General features: G+C 56.4%; 28 protein-coding genes and 1 tRNA gene. 11 read left to right on the top strand and 18 right to left on the bottom strand.

Annotation, left to right across the window (positions count from 1 at the left end):
• Positions 1–7: 7 nt before the first annotated feature.
• From WF331_RS26360 to WF331_RS26370, 3 genes are all read left to right on the top strand, one after another.
• Positions 8–793, top strand: a complete 786-nt coding sequence (locus tag WF331_RS26360; protein WP_016499025.1) for a copper chaperone — start codon at positions 8–10, stop codon at positions 791–793.
• Between the two features lie 166 nt (positions 794–959).
• Positions 960–1,787 carry a helix-turn-helix transcriptional regulator gene (locus WF331_RS26365; protein WP_016499024.1) on the top strand — a complete coding sequence of 276 codons (828 nt, stop codon included), beginning with the start codon at positions 960–962 and terminating at the stop codon, positions 1,785–1,787.
• A gap of 107 nt (positions 1,788–1,894) precedes the next feature.
• Positions 1,895–3,058 carry an AAA family ATPase gene (locus tag WF331_RS26370; RefSeq protein WP_338744457.1) on the top strand — a complete coding sequence of 388 codons (1,164 nt, stop codon included), beginning with the start codon at positions 1,895–1,897 and terminating at the stop codon, positions 3,056–3,058.
• A 151-nt stretch (positions 3,059–3,209) separates the two neighbouring features.
• Here WF331_RS26370 and WF331_RS26375 read toward each other — a convergent pair whose 3' ends face one another.
• Positions 3,210–3,926 (bottom strand): hypothetical protein, encoded by a 717-nt coding sequence (locus WF331_RS26375; protein ID WP_340623461.1) that lies wholly within the window; start codon positions 3,924–3,926, stop codon positions 3,210–3,212.
• Between the two features lie 215 nt (positions 3,927–4,141).
• On the opposite strand from WF331_RS26375, the gene WF331_RS26380 reads away from it, so the two are divergent.
• The 3 genes from WF331_RS26380 (at position 4,142) to WF331_RS26390 (ending at position 5,478) form a co-directional block, all read left to right on the top strand.
• On the top strand, positions 4,142–4,321 hold the full coding sequence (locus WF331_RS26380; RefSeq protein ID WP_174370177.1) for a hypothetical protein: 180 nt from the start codon (positions 4,142–4,144) through the stop codon (positions 4,319–4,321).
• Between the two features lie 482 nt (positions 4,322–4,803).
• The gene (locus WF331_RS26385) at positions 4,804–5,046 is read left to right on the top strand and encodes a hypothetical protein (RefSeq protein ID WP_016499020.1); all 243 of its coding nucleotides are present in this window, start codon (positions 4,804–4,806) and stop codon (positions 5,044–5,046) included.
• 162 nt (positions 5,047–5,208) lie between these two features.
• A complete protein-coding gene (locus tag WF331_RS26390; RefSeq protein ID WP_085600479.1) occupies positions 5,209–5,478 on the top strand; it encodes a DUF3077 domain-containing protein in 270 nt (89 codons plus the stop codon).
• A gap of 122 nt (positions 5,479–5,600) precedes the next feature.
• On the opposite strand, the gene WF331_RS26395 is transcribed toward WF331_RS26390, so the two are convergent.
• Positions 5,601–6,743, bottom strand: coding sequence for a DUF3883 domain-containing protein (locus tag WF331_RS26395; protein ID WP_340623462.1), 1,143 nt, complete (start codon positions 6,741–6,743; stop codon positions 5,601–5,603).
• A gap of 346 nt (positions 6,744–7,089) precedes the next feature.
• Between WF331_RS26395 and WF331_RS29420 the strand changes: the two genes are divergently transcribed.
• Both WF331_RS29420 and WF331_RS26405 read left to right on the top strand, forming a co-directional pair.
• The gene (locus WF331_RS29420) at positions 7,090–7,419 is read left to right on the top strand and encodes a MazG-like family protein (protein WP_445325291.1); all 330 of its coding nucleotides are present in this window, start codon (positions 7,090–7,092) and stop codon (positions 7,417–7,419) included.
• Positions 7,329–7,547 carry a DNA/RNA helicase domain-containing protein gene (locus WF331_RS26405; RefSeq protein ID WP_340623470.1) on the top strand — a complete coding sequence of 73 codons (219 nt, stop codon included), beginning with the start codon at positions 7,329–7,331 and terminating at the stop codon, positions 7,545–7,547. The genes WF331_RS29420 and WF331_RS26405 overlap by 91 nt, the downstream gene beginning before the upstream one ends.
• A 98-nt stretch (positions 7,548–7,645) precedes the next feature.
• On the opposite strand, the gene WF331_RS26410 is transcribed toward WF331_RS26405, so the two are convergent.
• From WF331_RS26410 to thrS, 12 genes are all read right to left on the bottom strand, one after another.
• Positions 7,646–9,904, bottom strand: a complete 2,259-nt coding sequence (locus tag WF331_RS26410) for a Z1 domain-containing protein (protein ID WP_340623463.1) — start codon at positions 9,902–9,904, stop codon at positions 7,646–7,648.
• The gene (locus tag WF331_RS26415) at positions 9,882–11,492 is read right to left on the bottom strand and encodes an ATP-binding protein (RefSeq protein WP_340623464.1); all 1,611 of its coding nucleotides are present in this window, start codon (positions 11,490–11,492) and stop codon (positions 9,882–9,884) included. Before WF331_RS26415 ends, WF331_RS26410 begins: the two co-directional genes overlap by 23 nt.
• Positions 11,493–11,533: 41 nt before the next feature.
• The gene (locus WF331_RS26420; protein ID WP_340623465.1) at positions 11,534–12,886 is read right to left on the bottom strand and encodes a DNA cytosine methyltransferase; all 1,353 of its coding nucleotides are present in this window, start codon (positions 12,884–12,886) and stop codon (positions 11,534–11,536) included.
• Positions 12,887–13,094: 208 nt separating this feature from the next.
• Positions 13,095–13,171: transfer RNA gene (locus WF331_RS26425), tRNA-Pro, on the bottom strand.
• A 116-nt stretch (positions 13,172–13,287) separates the two neighbouring features.
• The gene (locus WF331_RS26430) at positions 13,288–13,644 is read right to left on the bottom strand and encodes a MerR family transcriptional regulator (protein WP_003250681.1); all 357 of its coding nucleotides are present in this window, start codon (positions 13,642–13,644) and stop codon (positions 13,288–13,290) included.
• The gene (gene ihfA, locus WF331_RS26435; protein WP_003250679.1) at positions 13,625–13,927 is read right to left on the bottom strand and encodes an integration host factor subunit alpha; all 303 of its coding nucleotides are present in this window, start codon (positions 13,925–13,927) and stop codon (positions 13,625–13,627) included. Before ihfA ends, WF331_RS26430 begins: the two co-directional genes overlap by 20 nt.
• A 4-nt stretch (positions 13,928–13,931) precedes the next feature.
• The gene (gene pheT / locus WF331_RS26440; RefSeq protein WP_061203965.1) at positions 13,932–16,313 is read right to left on the bottom strand and encodes a phenylalanine--tRNA ligase subunit beta; all 2,382 of its coding nucleotides are present in this window, start codon (positions 16,311–16,313) and stop codon (positions 13,932–13,934) included.
• Between the two features lie 31 nt (positions 16,314–16,344).
• Positions 16,345–17,361, bottom strand: coding sequence for a phenylalanine--tRNA ligase subunit alpha (gene pheS, locus WF331_RS26445; protein ID WP_016487883.1), 1,017 nt, complete (start codon positions 17,359–17,361; stop codon positions 16,345–16,347).
• Positions 17,362–17,470: 109 nt separating this feature from the next.
• On the bottom strand, positions 17,471–17,827 hold the full coding sequence (gene rplT / locus WF331_RS26450) for a 50S ribosomal protein L20 (RefSeq protein WP_009394046.1): 357 nt from the start codon (positions 17,825–17,827) through the stop codon (positions 17,471–17,473).
• A gap of 27 nt (positions 17,828–17,854) precedes the next feature.
• On the bottom strand, positions 17,855–18,049 hold the full coding sequence (gene rpmI / locus WF331_RS26455; protein ID WP_003250667.1) for a 50S ribosomal protein L35: 195 nt from the start codon (positions 18,047–18,049) through the stop codon (positions 17,855–17,857).
• Between the two features lie 61 nt (positions 18,050–18,110).
• Positions 18,111–18,662, bottom strand: coding sequence for a translation initiation factor IF-3 (infC, locus tag WF331_RS26460; protein ID WP_016499016.1), 552 nt, complete (start codon positions 18,660–18,662; stop codon positions 18,111–18,113).
• Entirely contained in the window at positions 18,662–20,584 is a 1,923-nt protein-coding gene (gene thrS / locus WF331_RS26465; RefSeq protein ID WP_016499015.1) for a threonine--tRNA ligase, read from the bottom strand. Before thrS ends, infC begins: the two co-directional genes overlap by 1 nt.
• A gap of 337 nt (positions 20,585–20,921) precedes the next feature.
• On the opposite strand from thrS, the gene WF331_RS26470 reads away from it, so the two are divergent.
• The gene (locus WF331_RS26470; RefSeq protein WP_016499014.1) at positions 20,922–21,227 is read left to right on the top strand and encodes a hypothetical protein; all 306 of its coding nucleotides are present in this window, start codon (positions 20,922–20,924) and stop codon (positions 21,225–21,227) included.
• 163 nt (positions 21,228–21,390) lie between these two features.
• On the top strand, positions 21,391–21,603 hold the full coding sequence (locus tag WF331_RS26475) for a cold-shock protein (RefSeq protein ID WP_016499013.1): 213 nt from the start codon (positions 21,391–21,393) through the stop codon (positions 21,601–21,603).
• A gap of 137 nt (positions 21,604–21,740) precedes the next feature.
• Here WF331_RS26475 and WF331_RS26480 read toward each other — a convergent pair whose 3' ends face one another.
• On the bottom strand, positions 21,741–22,058 hold the full coding sequence (locus tag WF331_RS26480) for an I78 family peptidase inhibitor (protein WP_016499012.1): 318 nt from the start codon (positions 22,056–22,058) through the stop codon (positions 21,741–21,743).
• 274 nt (positions 22,059–22,332) lie between these two features.
• Between WF331_RS26480 and WF331_RS26485 the strand changes: the two genes are divergently transcribed.
• On the top strand, positions 22,333–22,545 hold the full coding sequence (locus WF331_RS26485) for a hypothetical protein (protein WP_016499011.1): 213 nt from the start codon (positions 22,333–22,335) through the stop codon (positions 22,543–22,545).
• On the opposite strand, the gene WF331_RS26490 is transcribed toward WF331_RS26485, so the two are convergent.
• From WF331_RS26490 to rbsK, 3 genes are all read right to left on the bottom strand, one after another.
• Positions 22,517–23,518, bottom strand: coding sequence for a nucleoside hydrolase (locus tag WF331_RS26490; RefSeq protein ID WP_340623466.1), 1,002 nt, complete (start codon positions 23,516–23,518; stop codon positions 22,517–22,519). The two genes, WF331_RS26485 and WF331_RS26490, sit on opposite strands and share 29 nt — an antisense overlap.
• 137 nt (positions 23,519–23,655) lie before the next feature.
• A complete protein-coding gene (rbsD, locus tag WF331_RS26495; RefSeq protein ID WP_043199736.1) occupies positions 23,656–24,054 on the bottom strand; it encodes a D-ribose pyranase in 399 nt (132 codons plus the stop codon).
• Complete coding sequence (gene rbsK, locus WF331_RS26500; RefSeq protein ID WP_049274716.1) at positions 24,051–24,959, bottom strand: ribokinase; 909 nt, start codon at positions 24,957–24,959, stop codon at positions 24,051–24,053. Before rbsK ends, rbsD begins: the two co-directional genes overlap by 4 nt.
• Between the last annotated feature and the right edge of the window lie 15 nt (positions 24,960–24,974).

A 24,974-nucleotide genomic window follows, 5' to 3' on the forward strand; every position in this document is an offset into this window, starting at 1 on the left:
CGCGGGCATGGCCAAACCGGGTTCGATACTGCGCGGTTTCACTCGGGCACCCTGGCCGTTGCTGTTCGCAACGGCCGGGGTCGGCCTGGTGTTGTGCATCTACAACAATGGGCATGCTGCTTACGCGGCGTTTTGCATCAGCGCAGAGGGCCTGGACGTAGCGGCGCTGTGGTTCAGCGCCATACGGGCCGAGCTGGTCATGACCCCATTGCATGAGGTGCTGAGCAGTTGGGCACTGATGCTGGTTGCGATGATGCCGCCCCTGCTGGCAATGCCACTCATGCATGTTTGGCGCTCCAGCCTGCCACGTCGGCGTGTGCGCGCGCTGGTTGGTTTTTTGCTGGGCTACAGCACCCTGTGGATGGCCGCCGGGCTGTTGCTCAGCGCAATTGCGCTGCTGCTGTCGCTGGTCTTCCCTGACAGCGCCCTCGGCCTGAGCGTACTGCTGGCCGTACTTTGGTCTGCCAGCCCGTGGCACCGGGCAGCGCTCAACCGGGGGCACCGGCTGCAGCGTATCGGCCTGTTCGGGTGGAAGGCAGACCGGGACTGCCTGGGTTTCGGCCTGAGCCACGGGGTGTGGTGCATCGGCGCATGCTGGGCCTGGATGCTGGTACCGCTGCTGGTCCACCATGGGCACATTCCCGTCATGCTGCTGGCCGGGGCAATCATGCTGGCCGAACGCTTGGCTGCGGGTGACCGGCCAAGCTGGCGTGTGCCGCTGATCGCCAAGGCGCTGGGTATTTGCAGGCTTTCGACCTATGCCGTAGAAGCCCTCAGCAGTAAGCGCCACTGAAACCTGGTAGGTCACCTCAGCTTTTTTCAGGTCATCGCGTCGCATATTTTTCTGTCGCGCCGCCTTCGTGGCCTTGTTTCGGCTATGGATTAGGTATTCTGTGCGGCAACACCGCCCGAGGGGCCGCCCACAATAATAAAACCTGCCGAGCCCAAGGGAGTGCAGCATGGAATTCTGGCCATTACGCGCATCCAAGACCGACTTTCGCCTAAGCATCGAGCAAACAGCCACCCTGCTATCACGCGTAGGGCAAGGCCACGACAAGATGCTAGCGGCCGACATGCTGAAACTGGTCAGCGCCCAAGTCCCCTTGGCCCAATGCACCATCTTCGCCTACAGCCCCAACCGCAGCCCGCAAGTCATCTCGTTCGCCGACCGCGCACGCATGATCGAGCTACCCAGAATCTCCAGCAACTACGCCGAACGCTTCTACAGCATGGATGGCAACCAACAGGCAATGACCGCGCGCCCTGCCCTGTCGACCGCCGACCGCATCATGGTGCAACGCCAGGCCATCGAAGACATCGCCCACCGCGACTACCGACGCATCTGTTACGAGCTACCGCAAATCTCCGAACGCGTCGCCCTGCTGACCCATTGCGAGGGCAACCGCTGGCTGTCGATAAACTTCTACCGAGGCCGCGAGCACGGCCGCTTCTCACCCAACGAGATCAACGTCATCGAAACAGCCGCCCCGCTGATCGTACAAATCTCGCGCCTTCATTACCGGGCCTATCTCGAAGCCAATGAAATGCCGGCACTGCTCAGTGAACGGGTTGTCAGCTTGTACCCGGAACTGACCCGGCGTGACCAGGAGCTGCTGCAACTGATGCTGGCTGGGTGTGAGGTTGAGGACATTAGCGTGAGCATGGGTATTCAGCGTTCGAGTGCGGCTACGTATATCAAGCGGCTGTACCGCAAGCTGGGTATTTCGGGGCAGCGTGAGTTGCTTGCGCTGGCTACCCAGCGCAAGTGGCCTGGCCAGGTTCATTAACGCTAGCCAGCGGCCTTGCAGGCACGCGGCTGAATACCTGATGAAGCTGGCAAGGCAGCCCCGCTTCGGCCACAATCGGTCGCTTGGTACACGCTGGAAAGCACTGCATGCTCACTACCCTCGCCATCGGCAACTACCGCTCGATCAACCACCTGGTACTGCCGCTGGGCCAACTCAACCTGGTGACTGGTGCCAACGGCAGCGGCAAATCCAACCTGTACAAGGCCCTGCGCCTGCTGGCCGAAACCGCCCAGGGCGGCGTGATCGAAGCCCTCGCCCGTGAAGGCGGGCTGGATTCGACCTGGTGGGCCGGCCCGGCAACCAGCGCACGGATGAAGCGCGGCGAAGTGCCCATCCAAGGCCAGCACCCGAGCGAAGCCAGGCGCCTGCGCCTGGGCTTTGCCACCGAGGACTTCGGTTTTGCCATCTCCCTCGGCCTGCCGATTCCCCTGCCGTATCCAACCGCGTTCATGCTCGACCCTGAGATAAAGTGCGAGGCCATCTGGGGCGCTGGTGCCTATCGGCCCGCCTCCTTGCTGGTCGAGCGCAAGAACGCCATGGTGCGGGCCCGCGAAGGCAACGGCTGGGCAGTGCTGGATCAGCATGCTGACAGCGGCGAGAGCTTCTTCAACATCGTCGGCCGGCCCCGCCAGGCGCCGGAGATTGGTGAGCTGCGCGCGTTCATCAACAGCTGGCGGTTCTACGACCACTTTCGCATCGACCGCGACGCGCCTTGTCGACAGCCACAGCTGGGTACCCGGTCGCCAGTGTTGCATCACGACGGCCGCAACCTCGCTTCGGCGCTGCAGACCATTATCGAGATAGGTGATGTCGAAGACCTGGTAGCGGCGCTGGACGACGCGTTTCCCGGCAGCCGCCTGGCGATTGATGCACCGCCGGGCGGGCTGTTCAGCGTGCGGCTACACCAACATGGGCTGCTGCGCCCGTTAGGGGGTGCTGAATTGTCCGATGGCACCTTGAGGTACCTGTTGCTGATGGCAGCGCTGCTGACACCCCGCCCGCCGTCACTGATGGTGCTGAACGAACCGGAAACCAGCCTGCATGCCGACCTGCTACCTGCGCTGGCCCGCCTGATCATCCGCGCCTCGCAACGTAGCCAGGTGTGGGTGGTGTCGCACAGCAAGCCGCTGATCGACGCATTGACCGCGTGCGACGGGTGCAATGTGCTGGAGCTTGAGAAGCACCACGGGCAAACGCAGTTGCGAGGGGTAGGTTTGCTGGACGAGCCACTGTGGCGATGGGTTGACTGACCACGGCTGACCAAGCCTCAGGCCCTAATGCCAAGCCATGCACCGCACCTGTAGGAGCTGGCTTGCCTGCGATGGGCCGCACAGCGGCCCCATTGGCCATAGCTGTCCGACCTCAGGCCCAGCCCCACCCCGGCCCACTTCGGAAATACCCTTAAGGCCTCATCAGCGGCTCAATCCCGATCCATTTCTTCACAGGGTGATAACAGAGCCTCAACGGCGGAATCTCCACCTTGCGGCCCAGCACATCCAGTGCCCCCAGATGAATCGTCCATTTGGAGTCCGCATCAAACTTGTCCGTCTGGAAGATCACATACGCCGAGCCATAGCGCTTGTTGTTGGTCATCCTGGGAATCATCCGGTGCACTTCATCGCTGTTGATGTCGTACGGCGATCGCCGAGCGGTCTTCTCATTCACCAACGGAAAGTCGTAAGTCTCGTTGACGCCCACGTACACCTCGGGCCGTGCATTCAGGCGCGAACCGTCTTCTAAGGTAATGTAAGCCTGACGGCTGTCGTACAGCACCGGTATCGGCGGCTCACCACGCTTGGAATCAGTCGATGGGCGCTGACGGTCTTTGTTGTAGGCGACCATTTGCACATAAAATTCCTGCCGCGAGTACTTCTCGCCCGGGTACTGCACGTACAGGGCTTGCTCGTAGGCCTTTTCGCCCCATAGAGCAGCGTGGTCATAGAGGTAGGTTTCCAGGTAGAGCGTGGTCTCACCCTGCGGCCCTGGCACCTTGAACTGGAACTCGGACTCGCAAAGGTCCGCGTAGGCGGCGCGTTCGCGTTTCCAAGGGACGCAGGCGGTTAACGAGGCTACTGCCAGCAGTAGCATGAGAAAGGTGGTCCGTTTCAGGTTATTCATGACCTGCCCTGGTCGAGATGAGAGTGGATCAGTTTCGAGGGCCGAATGGCGGAAGTCCATGCTGCCCCTTTGCCATTATCGCGCTACAGACAGCAGACCGCGCAGCCGCTGTGGATGTGACCACAAAGCCGCAAACGGATTTGCTAAGATCGCGTCATTTCCGCTGGGTGACCTGCATCCTCACCCAAGCCATTTGCAGCTTGCTGGAAGACCCGATGAACAAATTGATACTGCCTTTCGCCATTTTCGTTAGCGTCATCCTCACTGGGAAAATCGCCGAGCATTACGGCCTGGAGGGCAGCTGGAAAATCGGCCTGCTGTGCCTCGTGGCAGCTGCCGTCCAGATCGCTGTTACCCGTTTTCAGCGCTACCAGCGGCAGAAAGCCCAGCTGTAAAGGGCGCGAGGCCCCGCTAACGTTTCTGGTTGATCACATTCTGGGGATTTTTCTTTCACCCAATTTTCACAGTGGCTTGGGCAGTATCAAGCTATCCCTACGTGATAGTACTTAGCCCGCCTCGGCGGGCTTTCTTTTGCCCGCATGTTTCCTGTCGACGTCTTGAGGAACGGCAGCGGGTCGAAAAATCAGAAATAACCCCTTCCTTGTAGGCCATTTCCCAAAGATACTCCTCGCGCCTGTTTTTCGTTGCACATGGAAATAGTCAGCCCTAGTCTCGATCCGTCGCTGCCAATTCGGCGACCGGTTTTGACGGACCGATGACGCTGTCCTCATGTGCACACTTTTATGGTGGCTGTACGTGCGGGCACCCTGTGGTGCGCCGAGTGCCAACGTCTCGGTCCGTCAACCCGCGTACAGCTACCACCCATTGCTTGACGGCATGGCCGTGGTAGCTCCTCCCTATACGTTGGAGCTTCACCATGCTCAAGATCGTTCCAGATCCACCCCACAAAACTCTCTGCCTCGAAGACACCCTCATCGAAGCCTCGGACTACGCGCTTTGCGCTACGACTGTCGTGCATCAGGCGATGCTGCTACAGCCTAAGTCGCCAGCATCGATTTTGATGATGACCTCGATGCATGAACTGGAGACGCTGCGGGCTTTACTGGAGTCCGCAATAGCCCAGGTGCAGATGCCTACTGAGCCTGGGACTTCGCACTGAAGCCAAATTGATGTGTCGCCCAGGCCCCCAAACGCCTGCAAGCCGAGCCTCCACATGGATCTGAGCCATGTCGCAGATCTTGAAGCCTATGCAGCACTTGTGGGAGCTGGCTTGCCGGCGAGAGGCCAGCCCAGGCACTAGAGATTTCGGGGAGATTGACCAATGTCCACAGAAGAAACCAAATTCACCGTCGGTAAAACCACCTTCTATCAGGGTGAAAACCAGACCCATCCGCTGTTTCGTATTGAAGCCGGTATCCCTTGCCAGAGCGCGCGAGAACAGGCATCGGAGCTGATGGGGTATGCACGGGATATGACCTTGGACGGGTTGATGGAAGACAAGCCACAGCTAATTTGGGCTTCGCACTATCTCTGCGCTTTAGCCAAGGCGCTGATGGATGATGCTGAGCTGGGAATGATGAAGAACCCTTGATGAAGTTTTAGGGCAGGCCCCTTGTGTATGAGTAGGCCTGCCCACGAAGGTCTTCAAACCGGCCCAATCGGTCCAAACATCAGACGGACTGCTTCACCTGATTTCCCGAAATTAAGCGAGCTCTATCTCAAGTGCTCGCGAAAGCTGGCCCTGAAATCCAACGGTTTCAAGTACAGCTGACTCGACAAATCACCACGCAAAATGAAGAGTTTCGGCTCGCCGCTTAGCTGGAAAACCCGGTAAAGATAAAACTGGTCCCCAGCTTCCGCAGAGAACTCCAGCTCGTTGTGGCTAACAACAAACGAGGACGCGATCCCCCCATTCGTCGCCTTTACCTCGATATATCGGTGGAGAACATCGCTTTCGAACGAGAGTATGTCGTAACCAGCACCATCACCTTGAGTATCGGAGATCCACTCCAAATGCTGAAACAGCTCAGGATGGCCCATCTCCGTCAGGCGATGCTGCTCATAGCCAATCACCCAATCCTCTCCCAATCGGCCAAGCTTGCGATTCGCTTCGTCCCGGGCGGCGTAGTCGAGCTTGCGCGGCAGGCGTTGTCGTAAACGGGTCGGTGCAACCAGCTTTTGCCGCTCTTCCATAACCGGAGATTCGACCAGCACTGCCGCGTAGGACTTCTGCGCTGGAGTCTTCACCTCCTCCATCCCATCGACGATCTTACCCACGTCCGTCGAATGCCCAAACACATACTCCTGGACAGCTTTGCGCAATAATAATTGGCTGTTGCCGCGCGGTTTGTAGCCTTGGATAAAGGGTAAGCCCATACCTGCAAGCACAGCACTGATGTTCTGATGCTTAAGCTCTACGGACGCTTTGCTTCGCCCCCTCAGCTGCTTGCGCAAGACCTCGTTGTGCCCCGACTTGTTGAAGGCCACGCCATCTGCTTCCAAGCGGAGCATTTCGAAATAGTCAGCGACCGTGGCTTGGACCTCATCGTCGGTCCAATCCTCCCCAATACGGATAACCTCAAAACCCAAAGCCTGAAGCAGCGGAACCACGGTCATTTCACCGCCAGAGAAATCCTCGGCCCTAAGCACCCCTTGCATTGGAAACTGCTTACCAAAAGCAACACCCACAATCGCCTTGGAATCGTATGGCTCCCCTGTTCGAGGGTTGCGGACCATGTAGTCCCTTGATTTACCGAAGCCATAGCGTTTGAGAAACGCAACCCGCCCCAGATGCGAAAATTCGTCCATTGCCGCCTGTACGGCTGCGGGGCTTTTCAGGAGGGAAAGCTGTGTCACTGACTATGCGTCCTTGCGGTAGTTTTCGACGCAACTTTCAGCTTTTTCCTACACAAAATCAAGCCACACAAGACATGTCAGCCTACTAATGAAGGAGTTTCCGTGTCTCGGGGGCGCTCGTCCCAAACCATCAGGAGCACCCAGGAATCTTCCTACACTCCTTCTCATTTAGTCTGTAGGAAGTATGGAGTCCAGCATCTGCAATGAAGGCGAAACGATGGCTCAAAACCGCTCGGTTCGCCCGCCACCACAGGATGCTCACGTGACTACCCCTGCCGATGCGACCCAACTCGTCGACACCAACCGTCTGGCCGACGCCCTTGAGTAATTCGCCACGGATCGCAACTTGGGCCAGTTCCATTCACCCAAAAGATTGGTCATGGCGCTGCGGGGCGAAGTGGGTGAACTCATAGAGATCTTCCAATGGCTCAGCGAAGACGCTTCCAAGTCCGCTGCTTACCACCCGGAAACGGCACAATCCGTCGAAGAAGAGTTAGCCGACATGCTCATGTATCTGATGCGTCTTGCCTCACTACTGGGCGTTGATCAGCGCGTCACCCTAAGTGCATTGGCAGTAGAGAAGCGATCCGAGCATTCGCTGATGCACAAGGAGCACAAGTTGAGGAACACACTCTCGCCTCCCAGCTTTGCTGCAATGGCTCGGAAAGTTATTTGACCTGGCTGGACGACGTCCTGCAAGTATGTCCGACTGACAAGCGGTACCTGGACATCAGCCTCTATGAGTGCACGGTTTTCAATACTACCGAAGAGCTTAATTCTCAAACACTCAAGCCAGCACCCTAAAGAGCATTTAGATAAAATGCAAAATCAAAACAAGCATAAGAACTCTAGAAACATAAAAGGTGGCAGTTGAAAGCTGCCACCATGATGGAAAGCCAAGACTATCTTTTTTCAACTACCAGGGACTTACGCATCAAGGAAGGGATATTAACAGCAAACCATGCAACGCCCTTAATATCTGCTTTATCCTTCTCCCTTTGCACTACACCAAGATCAAAAAATCTCAACTGCAAAGTAATTCTATCCTTGAAGCAGTAGGCACGATCATTTTTTACATCCGCACTTTGACTGAAGTATTGATTAATAGGAGAGTATCTATCAATACCCTGCGCTACATTCCTTACCCGTCTTGAACGATACCCGCTTTCCAGTTTATTCATCATGAAAATGTCAACTTTTAACGAATCATCTTCAGCCAAGAGTTTTGAAAGCGCGATCAACATTGCACTGTGCTGCTCTGCATCCTTGGCGTCACGAACCTGGACAGACAAAAGAAAATCTTCAAGCACAGAATACAATGGCACAGCCTCAATCACATTATGTGGAGAGGTTAAAACACCCATCACTTCAGCTGCACTTTGAATACCTCCGTGAGCAGCAGCCCACTTATCTACAGTGGTATGCAGCAATATCCTATTAGATTCGATAGCGGTGGCATCTCGATGCATGACCTTGGGAACTAGCCATCCGTCTACTGGAATCTTTCGAATCCCTAAACCAATGACATTAGCGCGCGTAGGCTTAAGCAGCTGAGTTAAAATAAAATCGCGACGCCACTGAGACAAAGGTTTACCACGATTTGAAATTAGAGCTTCACGAACACATTCTTCATGCTCTATATATTCAGAAAACGCATCTTTAACAGAAGACTGGAGAAACACCCGACACTGATTCAGATAGGGTAGCTTATACCCAAAAAAGCGCGCTCTTTGCTGCAAATTATCGGCTGCAGGTGCTGTTCCCAATGGCCGCGGCATGTAGGTGATGCAAAGGCCCTCAACAGTATAACCTCGATCAAGTTTAGCACCACCTACCAGAATCCAATAAGGGGAGGACCTCCAAGATACCTTTTCTTCGGCATCTTTCGTACCATTAATCTCTACAACATTTAGTTCAACAAAAACCTCTTCTGCAATTTCAACTAGAAGATCTTCCAACGGCGACAAATCGTGGCAAGTGGCTTTTAACGAGTCATACTCCTCTTGAAACAGATTGACAATTGCGGCTTGCGGCTTCACCCCGTTTAAGGGCATCATGCCCCTTAAGGTTCTGAGTGAGTTATCAATCCAACCTTTGTATAGCTTATGCGAACTCGTTGAAATGGCAGGATGCACCATCATAGAGCGATTACGATCCTTCGCTCCTCTTCCTTTTGCTCGTGTTAACGAATGATGCGACGCCACTAACAAAAATGTTCTTAGTGCCTTCAACAAGCTTTTCGGCGGTGCTTTCAGCACATTGTTTTTGGACGGAATTTCCTGAGAAGGAATAATCTCAACCAAACCCTTCTGCTCTATGAAAAATGACTTCCCCCCTGTATAGGCATCACCCGGAGTAACTAGCTCAGCAAAATTTGGATTAAGAAAATCTGTTTGAGCTAGAAGCAGGTTCGCTTGCGGGGTAGCGGTATACTGTAGATACGAGTGATGCGGAAGCACATCTCTAAGTTTCAGAATAGATTTATAAGTCGTACTAACATCAGTTACCGCTGCTAAGCCAGCCTGTATTCTGGCAGCCTTCGTATTTAAGCTTGCCTGATCGCTCTCATCATCAATAATCAAACACGGAACACTAACAAGATCCAACTTTGAAAAAACTGTCGCTAACTTTTCTAAATGCCCACCATGTTTCAACACGGTTATTAACAGTGATTTTTTTGAAGGCCTTCTCTTCCAGGCGTCAAGACGACTCTCAATCTGATCCTTGACGGACATAGATGGGTTTGATAAATGATACCAGTCTTCACTACCCTCTATCTCAAAATCTTTCTTAAGCCTATCTTCGGATTGATCTCTCAAATTATTTTTTGTGCCCGCCAGCACTATTATTACGCCATAACCATTATCACGCGCCAGCGCAATAACTGTTTCAAAGGATAATGTTTTGCCACTTTGGACATAACCAACTACTAGCCCAGTTTCTGGAGCAGCCGATAATGAAGGTGGCAGACAACGACCGAGAATACGCCTAGCTTCTTGCAGAATCGAATACTCACCTTGAGTAAGATCCTCGAAACTCGGGCCGTTAGCATCTTTAGATTTACCATCCAAAAATTGCGTCGTAAAATCGCCTAGCTCCGGCTCCCATTTGAGCGGAGGGGAAATTAAAGAATCTTTATTATTCAACTGCAAGCTCTCCATTGCTCAATACACCACGCAACAATTTGTTAAGGTGGTACAGGGTCGTTTCCGGAGGATTACCCGTCACATCTTCCGCAAGCACTAACGCAATACTAACCACAACTGCAAAACGCAATAGCAACTCTATATTTTCATTATTAACGCCCAAGAACTCAGACGTAAATGGATGAACCAGCGATAATTCCACGGTTAATTTTCTACAAGTATCTCCGGAAATTCTCAAATCCTGAGACTTAGCAACGGAAACCCAGTCTTCACGCGAATAGTCAACAGAGGTCCTTAAATTAATTAACCACTGCCATACACCGTCATCTACCAATATGATCTTTTCGGATGCCTGTAACTTACTTACTTCCAATTCTTCCGGAATGGCATCTCCGAAATGGGAAGCCGGATCAGAGCTTATCTCTTTTAAAACAGGCACCAAGTTACTTTCGACATACTCACCAACCAATCTAGTAGCATGTTCTGCTTTCGCCTGAATAGATTTCTTGCTCGGCAGCGCGCGATAGTTATCAGCCTGGGCAAGAATATTTTTATCGCCAGATTCTAGTTCTTGTTTTAGGCAATCGAGAAACTCTTCTTCAAACTCCTCCCAGCGGAACCCATTCTTGGTGTGACTTACCTCAAAACCCTCAGCATGCAGTTCGCCAAACAGGCGTTGATAACGATAACTGTTTGTTTGCTTAAATATGAAGTCAGGCCTATAAGTCTCATCGTGACTTCCCTCGATCAGCCTATTCCTTCGAAAAATCGAAAAGCCAGCCAAATTAGTTGATCCAACTTCTCTCAAAGCAGCAAATCCGGTAATGCGCTGCCCCTGCCCGAAGTCAAAGTCTATTGACTTTTTCCAAAGTACCAATTGGCTCTCTCCAGCTTCAACTGGAACGCCAGGTGCCTTATACTCTAAGCTGCGAAGAATAGGCACCTCAGAATACCTCAGCAACTCATCCCCAAAAAATAATTGCATCTGGCCGTCGCGTATGAATACCCTATATATGCTAGCGAGATGCTCTTTAATTTTTCCTACAGTACGCCCTTGGGGTACGTGATGAAGTCCATTCAACACAACAACCGTATAGCTACCTTTAGTTGAACCTGAGTCTCTTTCACTTACATCGAGGGACTCTACATTATTTTCTACGATATCTTTAATATCGAACTCAATTTTGCGCTCGACACTACTATCAACTGCTTTTGTTCGGACACTCCAATTTCCCGAGAACCAACAGGCAGCACTTTTCATACCCATCCCGAATTCAGACAGCCCGGCTCTATCTGTAGGAACCTGTGCAGCCCTGAATGCTCGAGGAAAATCATCTACCGAAATACCAGCTGCATTATCAGAGATAACAATTCGGCCAGGTGGACTTGTTTCGATTTTTACACTCACTCGAAACTTATAGTTCTCACCATTAACAGCATGCAGCTGCTCCCGATTCGCCAAATAACTCTGCAGAGAATTGTCGATAAACTCAGCCAGAGCGAACCAGGGTTTGTAATTAAGGTGACGCAAAACAGACAACATTGTAACTTGCGGACGAATTCCTACTGGCTTAGACGATCCATGTTTTGGCTCCTGCGGCATAAGCACTTCCTAAAAACTGCCCATCAGACATTCAGTCGACTTTAACGAATCAACTTTCTCGCAACCATCTCGACTACACTTGAGTTCACCGCGTTACCAAGTGCGGAGAACGCGTGTGTGGTAAACTTTGGAAGTTCCTTCAAACCTTCCAAACTCTGAAGGCGGGCACACTCACGAGGAGTCATATACCTTTTTTGCCAACCGATGATCGGAACTTGCGTATCGGTCATCGCAATTAAACTAGGCGCCGTAGTCGGCCGTTTAACCCTGACTCCCGAAGCCCTGAACTGCAAGACGTACTCCCATATATTCCGATCACCACCTTTCACATTCCACTCAAGTTTTTGCAGACTAGATGGAAACTCTAAAACCCTCGGAAGCCACGGATCTATCCACTCTTTATTTGACTGATAAAACTCGCGATTCTTCCTAATGAAATTTTGCTTCCACTTTGGGAAAAGCATTTGTGGTGTTCTTGCATGGCTGGGCAAAGCCTCCCAACGGTGCTCAACTAGCGCCATAGATGTCAAATCTACTCCATGACTCCCCTTATACCCTTTGAGAGCCTTTTCACCATTCATAGTCTTATCTGCGAACGGTGTCTCATCTTCATAAGGATAAGTGGCCCCCCACTCCATGGACCACAATGGAAACCAAGGAAGCTCTACATTTTCAGGGCATCGCTCAATAAAGTCCTGCCAAACTTCGAGACAATCTGAAGCCCGCCTCGATAGCTGTTTCGCATCCGACGGCGAATCTTCAAGTATAGAATTAATTGAAGTCTCTTGTGAGCTTATAGCCGGCCATTCAAAATTTTCTAAACTTTCGATTGACCCTACGATATATATCCGCTCTCTGATCTGAGGAATACCGAAATTATGCGGAGAAAGCTTTGCCGTTTTAACTTCGTAACCTAGCCCTCCATCACCTAGTTCGTCCAAAATCCTCTTCCATGTCCTACCCTGATCATGCTTAAGCAAATTTGGAACATTCTCAAGGATAAAATAGCGGGGTTTTTTTATAGATAGAATATTGAGCACTTCAAAGAACAACCCACCCTGCTCTGTGCACTCAAAACCCAACTGTTCCCCAGCTTTTGAAAAAGGTTGGCACGGAAAGCCAGCCGTCAGAACATCGTGATCAGGAACATCGTTAGGAAGGACGCTTCTAATGTCACCAGCAGGAAGCAACCCAAAGTTTGCTTGATATAAGTTGCGGAGGTGCTCTTTCCACTCTGCGGCGAAAACGCAAGAGCCGCCCATCCTTGCGAGCGCGAGATGAAAGCCTCCCAAGCCTGCGAAAAGATCGACAAACTTAAAACTATCTTCATTTTCCCTAATAATATCTGGCCCCGAGTTGCTAGGCTCCTCAGCCACCCCTTCCCCAAACGACATAATTAACCCATCAACAATTGAAAGAACCAGTGAGCACTGAACTGCCAAGTCACTGAACAAATATCCAGTACTATACCTCTCTCGCAGTACAGGTGGAAGCGCCAACCGATATCAGGACAACCATTACATAGCATCATTAAGCCATTATACGACCCCATAAATCAAGCACGCAAAAAAGCCAGATCATTTCTGATCTGGCTTTTAAAAATGGTCGGGACGGAGTGATTCGAACACTCGACCCCTTGCACCCCATGCAAGTGCGCTACCGGGCTGCGCTACGCCCCGACTGGGCTTGAAGCATGTTCTCAATCTTGCCGAGAACGTTGAAGAATGTACCCTAACCCTCTGATAAATGAAAGCTTTTTCTCAAAAAAATTTCCACCCATCAGAAAAATCCCAGCTCACTTCTTCAAAACCACCAGCACATCCTCCAACTCAACAATCATCTGCCGAATCAGCTGCTTGTACTGGCTGGATTCATCCTTAGCCTCATCACTGGAAAGCCTCAATCGAGCCCCGCCAATGGTGAACCCCTGGTCATAAAGCAGCGCACGAATCTGGCGGATCATCAGCACATCCTGCCGCTGGTAATACCGCCGGTTCCCCCGCCGCTTCACAGGGTTAAGCTGGTCGAACTCCTGCTCCCAATACCGCAGCACGTGCGGCTTTACGGCACACAACTCACTCACTTCACCAATGGTGAAGTAGCGTTTGCCCGGTATGGGGGGCAGTTCGTCGTTATGGCTTGGTTCCAGCATAGGCCTCAACCCGGGCCTTCAACTTCTGCCCTGGACGAAAGGTGACGACGCGCCGTGCGGTGATCGGGATCTCTTCCCCTGTCTTGGGGTTGCGGCCCGGCCGCTGGCGTTTGTCGCGAAGGTCGAAGTTGCCGAAACCGGACAGCTTGACCTGCTCGTTCTCTTCAAGTGCGTGCCGAATTTCTTCGAAAAACAGCTCGACCAGCTCCTTGGCCTCACGCTTGTTAAGCCCCAGCTCCTCGTACAGCCTTTCGGCCATCTCAGCTTTCGTCAGAGCACCCATGCCGTTATTTCCTTAACGTGGTGTTCAACCTTTGTTCGAGCGAGGTGAGGATGTTTTGCAGGGTAGTGTTCACCTCATCGTCGTTAAGAGTGCGCGATGGATGCTGCCAGGTCAAGCCAACGGCAAGGCTTTTTCTATCAGGATCAATGCCTTTACCTTGGTAGACATCAAACAGCCTGAGGTCTGTGAGCCATTCGCCTGCATTGTCACGAATTAATTCAAGCACCGCGCTAGAAGCTACATCACGTCCTGCAATCAAAGCCAGGTCACGACGGGTTTCCGGGAACTTGGACAGCTCGCTGAATTTCGGCAGGCGGCCTTCGACCACGTCGCCCAGCACCAGCTCGAACAGGAACACCGGGCGGTCCAGGCCCAGGGCTTTGGCAAGCTCTGGGTGGATGGCGCCGAGGTAGCCGACCAGTTTGCCGTCGCGCTCGATGGCGGCGGTCTGGCCTGGGTGCAGGGCTGGGTGCTTGCCGGCGCTGAAGGTGAAGTCGCTCAGGGCGCCGGAGTAGCCCAGCAGGGCTTCGACGTCGGCTTTCACGTCGAAGAAGTCGACGCCGTCGCGGCCGTTGGCCCAGCCTTCTGGCAGGCGGCTGCCGGTGATAACGCCGGCAATCATTGGCTGCTGCTGCAGGTCACCCAGTTGGCCGACGAAGCGCAGGCCGCTTTCGAACAGGCGCACGCGGTCTTGCTGGCGGTTCAGGTTGTGCTGCAGTGCCTTGACCAGGCCCGGCCACAGCGAGGCGCGCATGGCGGCCATGTCGCTAGAGATGGGGTTGGCCAGCAACAGCGGCTCTACGCCCGGGCTGAACAGTTCGAACAGTTTTGGGTCGATGAAGCTGTAGGTGATGGCTTCCTGGTAGCCGCGGGCAACCAGCAGGCGGCGCAGGGTTGGCAGGTCACCGCGGGTTTCCGGCTTGCCCTGTGGGGCCAGGCGGGCTTGCGGGTAGCGAACCGGCAGGTTGTTGTAGCCGTACAGGCGGGCCAGCTCTTCGATCAGGTCCACTTCCAGGCTGATGTCGAAGCGGTGGCTTGGGACGGTTACGGTCCACTGCCCTTCCCCATCACGGGTCGTGGTCAGCTCCAGGGCGTTGAGCAGTTGCTCTACCTGGGCTGGGTCCATCTGCATGCCGAGCATCTGGGTGATGCGTTCGTCACGCAGGGTGACCGGGGCCACGTTCGGCAGGTGCTGTTCGCTGACGGCTTCAACCACCGGGCCGGCTTCGCCGCCGACGATGTCCAGCAGCAGCTGGGTGGCGCGCTCGATGGCTTCGCGGGCCAGCTGCGAGTCGACGCCCCGCTCGTAGCGGTGCGAGGCATCGGTGTGCAGGCCGTAGGAACGGGCTTTACCGGCAACGGAAATCGGCTCGAAGAAGGCGCTTTCCAGGAACAGGTCGCGGGTTTTTTCGGTGTTCACACCGCTGTGCTCGCCACCCATCACGCCGGCGATGGCCAGGGCGCGGGTGTGGTCGGCGATGACCAGGGTGTCGGCGCGCAGGGCAACTTCCTGGCCGTCGAGCAGGACGAGCTTTTCGCCCTCTTCGGCCATGCGTACGCGGATGCCGCCGTTGATTTCTGCCAGGTCGAAGGCGTGCATCGGCTGGCCGAGTTCGAGCATCACATAGTTGGTGATGTCGACGGCGGCGTCGATGCTGCGCACGTCGCTGCGGCGCAGGCGTTCGACCATCCACAGTGGGGTCGGCTTGCTGAGGTCGACGTTACGGATAACGCGGCCCAGGTAGCGTGGGCAGGCCGCGGGGGCGCTGACTTCGACCGGGCGCACTTCGTCGTGGGCAGGCGCTACGGCAGGCACCACCGGGCGGGTGACCGGGGTGTCGTACAGGGCGCTGACGTCACGGGCCAGGCCGGCGATGGACAGGCAGTCACCGCGGTTCGGCGTCAGGCCGATTTCGATGCTGGCGTCGTCCAGGCTCAGGTAGGTGCGAATGTTTTCGCCAACCGGGGCATCAGCCGCCAGTTCCAGCAGGCCGTCGTTCTCTTCGCTGATTTCCAGCTCGGCCGCCGAGCACAGCATGCCGAAGGACTCGACGCCGCGCAGCTTGGCCTTTTTGATCTTGAAGTCGCCAGACAGCTCGGCACCGATCATGGCGAACGGGACCTTGATGCCTGGGCGGGCATTAGGCGCGCCGCACACGACCTGGAAGGTTTCCTGGCCGTTGGTCACCTGGCATACGCGCAGCTTGTCGGCGTCCGGGTGTTGTTCGGTGGCGAGGATTTCGCCCACGACAATGCCGCTGAACTGGCCGGCAGCGGGGGTAACGCTGTCGACTTCGAGGCCGGCCATGGACAGGCGGGCGACCAGTTCGTCACGGGAGACTTGCGGGTTTACCCAACCGCGCAGCCACTGTTCACTGAATTTCATGCTGTTCTCCTAGAATGTGCGTCGATTGGGCCTAGCGGAATTGGGCAAGGAACCGCAGGTCGTTATCGAAGAACAGACGCAAATCGTTGACGCCATAGCGCAGCATGGCCAGGCGCTCGGCGCCCATGCCGAAGGCGAAGCCCTGGAACTCTTCAGGGTCGATGCCGGACATGCGCAGCACGCTTGGGTGCACCATGCCGCAGCCCATCACTTCCAGCCAGCCGGTCTGCTTGCACACGCGGCAGCCGTTGCCGGAACACATCACGCACTGGATGTCGACTTCGGCGGACGGCTCGGTGAAGGGGAAGAACGATGGGCGGAAACGCACCGCCAGTTCTTTCTCGAAGAATACGCGCAGGAATTCTTCGATGGTGCCCTTGAGGTCGGCGAAGTTGATATCGCGATCGATCAGCAGGCCTTCGACCTGGTGGAACATCGGCGAGTGGGTGATATCCGAGTCGCAGCGATATACGCGGCCCGGGCACACAATGCGAATGGGCGGCTGGGTGGACTCCATGGTCCGCACCTGCACCGGCGAGGTGTGGGTACGCAGCAGCATGTTGGCATTGAAGTAGAAGGTGTCGTGCATCGCCCGGGCCGGGTGGTGGCCGGGGATGTTGAGCGCTTCGAAGTTGTGGTAGTCGTCTTCGACCTCTGGGCCTTCGGCAATGCCGTAGCCGATGTGGGTGAAGAACTGCTCGATGCGCTCGAGTGTACGGGTGATCGGGTGCAAGCCACCGGTGGCCTGGCCGCGGCCTGGCAGGGTGACGTCAATGCATTCGGCAGCCAGGCGAGCGCTGAGCTCGGCTTCTTCAAAGGCGGCCTTGCGGGCATTGAGCACAACGGTGACGCGCTCTTTGGCGTCGTTGATCAGCGCGCCGACTTTCGGCCGCTCTTCGGCTGGCAGGTTGCCCAGGGTCTTCATCACCTGGGTCAGCTCGCCCTTCTTGCCGAGATAATTAACCCGGATCTGTTCCAGGGCATTGATGTCTTCAGCGCGCTCCACGGCCTCTAGGGCTTGGGAGACCAGCGCATCCAGGTTTTCCATGTACAGACTCCAGATACGAAAATAGGGGAAGAGCTTTGAAGGCTCTTCCCCTATCGATGACGTTCAATGCCCGACGGCGCTAGCGCCGCCGGGTGATTGTCGCGGGTACTTAAGCCAGAACGGCTTTAGCTTTCTCGACAATCGCAGCAAACGCCGCTTTTTCGTTCACTGCCAGATCGGCCAGAACCTTACGGTCGATTTCGATCGAAGCCTTTTTCAGGCCAGCAATCAGACGGCTGTAGGACAGACCGTTGTTGCGAGCACCGGCGTTGATACGAGCGATCCACAGTGCGCGGAACTGACGCTTCTTCTGGCGACGGTCGCGGTAGGCGTATTGGCCTGCCTTGATGACCGCTTGCTTGGCTACGCGGAATACGCGCGAGCGTGCACCGTAGTAACCTTTAGCCAGTTTCAGAATTTTCTTGTGACGCTTACGAGCGATGACGCCACGCTTAACACGAGCCATGAGTAACTTCCTCTATCTTAACCAGAATTAACGAACGCGCAGCATGCGCTCGACTTTTGCCACGTCAGACGGGTGCAGCAAGCTGGCACCGCGCAGTTGACGCTTACGCTTGGTCGACATTTTGGTCAGGATGTGGCTCTTGAAAGCGTGCTTGTGCTTGAAGCCCGAAGCTGTCTTCAGGAAGCGCTTCGCAGCACCGCTCTTGGTTTTCATTTTTGGCATGTTGAACTCCGCATTCGAAAAAAATTACACAATAATCATCAGGCCTGCCGTGCCCGGGAGATTACTTCTTCTTTTTGGGGGCGATGACCATCATAAGCTGGCGTCCTTCCATCTTCGGATGCTGCTCAACGGTGCCGTATTCAAGCAGGTCAGCTTCAACCCGCTTCAACAGCTCCATGCCCAGCTCCTGGTGGGCCATCTCACGACCACGGAATCTCAGAGAGATCTTGGCCTTGTCCCCATCGGTAAGGAAACGTACCAGGTTGCGTAGTTTTACCTGGTAATCCCCATCCTCCGTCCCTGGACGAAACTTGATTTCTTTGATCTGGATCTGCTTCTGGTTTTTCTTGGCTTCGTTGGCCTGCTTCTTCTTCTCGAAGAGGTGCTTGCCGTAGTCCATGACCTTGCAGACCGGTGGTACCGCGTCTGCAGAGATTTCTACCAGATCCAGCTTCGCTTCATCAGCGATACGCAGCGCTTCATCAATCGAGACGATGCCAACCTGCTCGCCGTCTGCGCCAATTAACCGAACCTCGCGGGCCGAGATATTCTCGTTGATCGGGGCCTTCGGTACAGCACGCTTATCGTTTCTCATTTCACGCTTAATAGTCATTACTCCGATTCTTGGCGACCACGCCGGGAAACCGCTTGTGTCAGAAGCTCAGCGAATTGGGCGACGGGCATGGAGCCCAGGTCTGCGCCTTCGCGAGTACGCACTGCAACGGTCTGCGTTTCGACTTCGCGATCCCCTATAACCAAAAGGTACGGGACCTTGAGCAAAGTATGCTCGCGGATTTTAAAGCCGATCTTCTCATTTCTCAAGTCCGACTTGGCACGGAAACCGCTACCGTTCAGAGATTTCTCAACCTCTAGGGCGAAATCGGCCTGTTTGTCGGTGATATTCATGATCACCGCCTGGGTCGGTGCCAGCCACGCCGGGAACACGCCAGCGTAGTGCTCGATCAGCATGCCGATGAAGCGCTCGAACGAACCGAGGATGGCACGGTGCAGCATGACCGGGCGAACACGGCTGTTGTCTTCGGCGATGTAGCTGGCGTCCAGACGCTCTGGCAGGTTCGGGTCGTACTGCAGGGTACCACACTGCCAGTTACGGCCGAGGCAGTCGCGCAGGGTAAACTCGATTTTCGGGCCGTAGAAGGCGCCCTCGCCTGGCTGGTATTCCCACTCAAGGCCCGATTCGTTCAGGGCGTCGGCCAGTGCGCTTTCGGCACGATCCCACAGCTCTTCGGAACCAACACGCTTGGCCGGACGAGTGGACAGCTTCATGGCGATGTCGCTGAAGCCGAAGTCCTTGTACACGTCCAGGGTCAGCTTGATGAAGTCGGCGGCTTCTTTCTTCACCTGTTCTTCGGTGCAGAAGATGTGCGCGTCATCCTGTACGAAGCCACGCACACGCATGATGCCATGCAGGGCGCCGGACGGCTCGTTACGGTGGCAGGCACCGAACTCGGCCAGGCGCAGCGGCAGGTCGCGGTAGCTTTTCAGGCCCTGGTTGAACACCTGCACGTGGCACGGGCAGTTCATCGGTTTTACCGCGTAGTCACGGCTTTCCGACGAAGTGGTGAACATGTTCTCGGCGTAGTTGGACCAGTGGCCGGAACGCTCCCAGAGAATGCGGTCGACAACCTGCGGGGTCTTGATTTCCAGGTAGCCGTTGGCGCGTTGAACCTGACGCATGTACTGCTCGAGTACCTGGTACACGGTCCAGCCGTTGGCGTGCCAGAACACCATGCCCGGGGCTTCTTCCTGCAGGTGGAACAGGTCGAGCTGCTTGCCGATCTTGCGGTGGTCGCGTTTTTCGGCTTCTTCGATGCGCTGAACGTAGGCAGCCAGCTGCTTCTTGTCGGCCCAGGCAGTGCCGTACACGCGCTGCAGCTGCTCGTTCTTGGCATCACCGCGCCAGTAGGCACCGGACAGCTTGGTCAGCTTGAATGCCTTGAGGAAGCGGGTGTTCGGCACGTGCGGGCCGCGGCACATGTCGACGTATTCTTCGTGGTAGTACAGGCCCATGGCCTGCTCATCCGGCATGTCTTCGACCAGGCGCAGCTTGTAGTCTTCGCCACGGGCCTTGAACACGTCGATGACTTCGGCGCGCGGGGTCACTTTCTTGACCACGTCGTAGTCTTTCTCGATCAGCTCCATCATGCGCTTTTCGATGGCGGCCATGTCTTCAGGGGTGAAGGGGCGCTCGTAGGCGATGTCGTAATAGAAGCCTTCGTCGATAACCGGGCCGATCACCATCTTGGCGGTCGGGTACAGCTGCTTCACCGCGTGGCCGACCAGGTGGGCGCACGAGTGACGGATGATCTCCAGTCCCTCTTCATCTTTAGGGGTGATGATCTGCAGGGTGGCGTCGTGACTGATCAGGTCGCAAGCATCGACCAGTTTGCCGTCGACCTTGCCGGCGACGGTGGCCTTGGCCAGGCCGGCGCCGATGGAAGCGGCAACGTCGGCTACGGATACGGCGTGATCAAACGAACGTTGACTGCCATCGGGAAGAGTAATAGTGGGCATGGCGCCTCCTCTCCTAGTGGTGACCCCTACCAAAGGTCACGTGGGTTGGGATGAGCCAGTACAAGATCCGACCTGCCCTCCTTTATAAGGAAGCCTGCCTCACAGTGGCAGAAGCCTTTCGGCTTGCAAGGGACGAACCAGAGTGACTGGAAAGAAAAAAGATAGCTGCAGCCGGCACAGCGCGACCACAAGCCGAGCATGCTAGCACGCGGGTTGCACCCCAGGCAGAAATATTTGGAAATTGCACCGCAGCGGTGAACTAACGCGGAAAAATACCGCTCAGACTTTGGGAAGCAACCTACTCTTGATGAGACCTTAACCCAAGGAGTAACTGGTTATGCGAGTTCCGTCTCTTCTGGCCCTGGCGGCCGCTGGCGCCCTGCTGCTGCCCGTGGCTGCGAACGCCGGCAACTTCCCAGCCGGGAAGGAGGCCGCCTACACCGCCCAGTGCACGCAAGTGGCCGGCAGCCAGGGCGTTGACGCTGCCACCGCGAAAAAACACTGCGACTGCGGCGCACAAGCGATCAAAAAGAATTTTACCGACGCCGAGATTGCCGACCTGGACAGCAAGGATGGCGTTGACGCCAAGCTGATGCAGAAGGCCCAGACCGTGGTACAACAGGCCTGCGCACCGAAGCGCTGAAACCTTAAAGCCGGTGGTGGCTGACGATTATTTTGCGCTGGATCAACATCCGGTGAAGGTAAAAGGCGCTAGTTCCGCAGAATTAGACTATGATGTCATCTGTGCCAGACAGCTCAGGCGTCTAGGCACTTCGAAAAATTTCAAGTTTCTGGAGATTCATCCCATGTCCAATCGCCAAACCGGCACCGTCAAATGGTTCAATGATGAGAAAGGCTTCGGCTTCATCACCCCACAAGGCGGCGGCGACGACCTGTTCGTTCACTTCAAGGCCATCGAATCCGACGGCTTCAAGAGCCTGAAAGAAGGTCAGCAAGTTTCCTTCGTCGCCGAGCGCGGTCAGAAGGGCATGCAGGCTGCACAGGTTCGTCCGGAGTAATTCGGAAGCTGTGAAAAAACCCGCCCTTGTGGCGGGTTTTTTTATGGGCGCTTACCAGGCGGTATACGCTGCTCTTTGCGGCCCTTTCGCGGCACGAGGCCGCTGCTACAGGGGCCGCATGGGCCTTTGGAGCTGCATCAACCGCAGTTGACGCGGGTTACCTTGCCTTGCTCGTCCACGTTCAGGTTCAGGCGGTCGGAGCGGTATTCCAGGGTTACTACATCGTGCGGCTTGAGGATGCGTGCTGTCTGCGAGCCACTGCCCTTGCGCGCCTGCTCCAGCAGCTCGGCGCTGCCTGGTTTGCCAATGGCAAAATCGGCGCCGCTGGCTTCGCAGCGGCCATCGTTGCCAGCCGATGCGGCCGGCGCATCGCCACCAGCGTTGCCACCTGTGCTGCAACCAGCCAGGACAGCAGCCACCGCCAGGGTTGCCAGGTAAGCACGGGTACGGAACATGAAGCCTCCTAAATGGGTCCGGGAACTGTCTGTTCCGACAGCTCCGCTCAGTATTCGTTGCAAAACCGGTCAAGTCTGCCTGAACTCTAGCACCGAGGCGAAAAGCAATCGTGACCGGATTTTGCACAACCCCCTGCGTTTGCCATATGCTTAGCGCGCACGGTCACTGGCGCAAAGCCATGATTTGCTGCAAGAAGTGGAGCGCATCCCGCCTCCATCGAGCACCAGGGTCAGGTGCTCCCCCTTCGTTCCGGGCCCCCAGCGAGAGCTTTTCATGAGTACCCACAGCATCGATGCCGACATCAAGGTCAAATGGGCCGAGGGCCAGAGCGCGTACAGCCCTGGCACACCGGAAGAATTGCTGTTGATCGCCATCGACCTGTTGGTACGGGACAACGGCGCCGAGGCTGCACGCAGCTTCATCGACCAGGTGTTCGAGCGCTACGCGCCGCATGCGGCTATTCCAATCGCGCCAGACGTGCGCTGAGCAGGTCGAACAGCCCCTGGGCATCGCCCTGCTCCACCCACAGCACATTCGCCGGCTGCTTGAGTACGCCGTACCAGTCGGCAATGGTCTGGCCGAAGGTCGGGCCTTCACGGCTGTCGATGCTCATATGGATGCGTCGGCCGCTGAACAGCTCAGGCTTCAACAGGTAGGCAATGACGCTGGCGTCATGCACCGGGCCCCCGGGCATGCCGTACAGGTCCATGTCGTGGGTGATGTAGGCATTGAGGATATCGACCACGCGCTTGCTGGCCTGATTGTTCACGGCTGCCAGTTGTTTCAGGCGGGCGTCGCTGGTCAGCAGCTTGTGGGTGACGTCCAGCGGCAGGTAGGTGGGTGGTACACCGCTGGCCAGGACCACTTCGGCGGCGTGCGGGTCTGCGTAGAGGTTGAATTCTGCTGCCGGGGTGATGTTGCCGCCATTGAAGTGGGCGCCGCCCATGACCACCACCTCCCTGATGCCCTGGGCGATGCCCGGGCGCTGGATCAATGCCAGGGCCAGATTGGTCTGCGGGCCGAGCATGGCGACGGTGATGCTGTGCGGTTTGGCTGCGCCGAGGGTATCGACCAGGTATTGCACGGCATTACCCTGGGCCAGGGCCGCTTTCGGCTCGTGCACCTGCACACCGGTAAGGCCTTCTTCGCCATGAACGTCGGCGGCGTAGATCGGTGTACGCACCAGTGGGCGGCCGGCGCCGGCATACACAGGAATGTCTTCGCGGCCCGCCCATTCGCGGGCCAGGCGGGCGTTGCGCGAGGTTTTATCCAGACGCACGTTGCCGGCCACGGTGGTGATGGCACGGATATTGAGCTCGTCAGGCGAGGCCATGGCCAGGAACAGCGCGACCACGTCGTCGGCGCCGGGGTCGGTGTCTATGATCAAGTCGATGGGGGCCGCCTGGAGGGTGGTGGCTGTGGCCATGAAGGCGATTCCTTGTAGCAGGGGTTTGAGCATAGGGGCACTCCTGTTGCCTGGGTAGAGGGTTCCGGGGCCGCGCTGCTGCCCAATCGCCGGCAAGCCAGCTCCCACAGGTACAGCGCGGCACCCCTGTGGGAGCTGGCATGCCGGCGATCGGGGGCAAAGCCCCGCGTTCAGAAAGTGACGCCGGAGATGAGGGCGATGTTGCTGTAGGGCTGGCACTCACCGGTACGCACCACCGCGCGGGCACTGCGCGACAGCACCTTGAAATCTTCATGGCTCAGCCATTCGCGCTTGCCCAGCTTGCCCTTCAACCGCTCGATCTCTACCAGCGCCGGCGGCACCACTTTCTGCATTTCTTCAGCCAGCACATGCCGCTCTACCTGCAACTCGCTCAGCACTACCCGCAACACACTGGCGAAATCCGGCAGACCGGGCGTGATGGCAAGGTCGATCATTTCCACGCCCGGCGGCACCGGCAGCCCGGCATCGCCGATCACCAGGATATCGCCATGCCCCATGCCGGCAATGACCCGCGACAGGGCAACGTTCAGCAAGGGGGTTTTCTTCATGGTGTCAGCTCCGCCAGGTAGGGAATGGACGGCTGGGCACCGGCACGGGTAACCGACAAGGCCGCGGCACGCTGGCCAAAGGCAATGGCCTCGCCCTCCTCCAGCCCCCGAACCAGCCCGGCAGCAAAGCCGCCAATGAAGGTATCGCCAGCAGCAGTGGTGTCCAGCGGTTGCACCACAGGCGCCGGGAAGTGCTGGTGGCCCTTGGCAGTCACCAGCAAGGCCCCTTGCGCGCCCAAGGTGATGATCACTTTGCCCGCCCCCAGCTGCAGCAGGCGCTCACCGGCGCGCCGGGCGCTGTCCTGGTCGGTCACCGGGACCCCGGTCAGGGCTTCGGCCTCGCTTTCGTTAGGCGTGAGGTAATCGATGCGCGCAAACCAGTCCGCCGGCAAGGGGCCGGTGGCCGGCGCCGGGTTCAGGATCACCTGTTTGCCCAGTTCATGCGCCCTCGTCAGGGTCCAGGCCACGGTGTCGGCCGGTACTTCCAGCTGGCAGATGACCACCTCGGCCGCCTGCAGCAACGCATCAAAGCGCTGTACCGACTGCGGCGTCAGCAGGCCGTTGCCGCCAGGAATGATGACGATGCAGTTCTGGCTGGCAGCATCCACGGTAATCAGTGCCACACCGCTGGACACCCCTGGGCAGGTGCTGACGCCCTGGCAGTCGATGCCCTCGACATACAGGGCCCGGTGCAGTTGCCGACCATAGTCATCGTCACCCACGTTGCCGATCATCGCCACGCTGCCGCCGAGCCGCGCCACCGCCACGGCCTGGTTGGCGCCTTTGCCGCCCGGCACGGTGAAAAAGCTTTCGCCGGGGAGTGTTTCGCCGGCCCGGGGCAGGCGCTGGGCGCGGGCCACCAGGTCCATATTGAGGCTGCCGACCACCACAACCTTGGCATTCATGACGTTTCCTTAGCG

Source organism: Pseudomonas sp. YNh (assembly GCF_037993085.1).
Classification (GTDB): domain Bacteria; phylum Pseudomonadota; class Gammaproteobacteria; order Pseudomonadales; family Pseudomonadaceae; genus Aquipseudomonas; species Aquipseudomonas putida.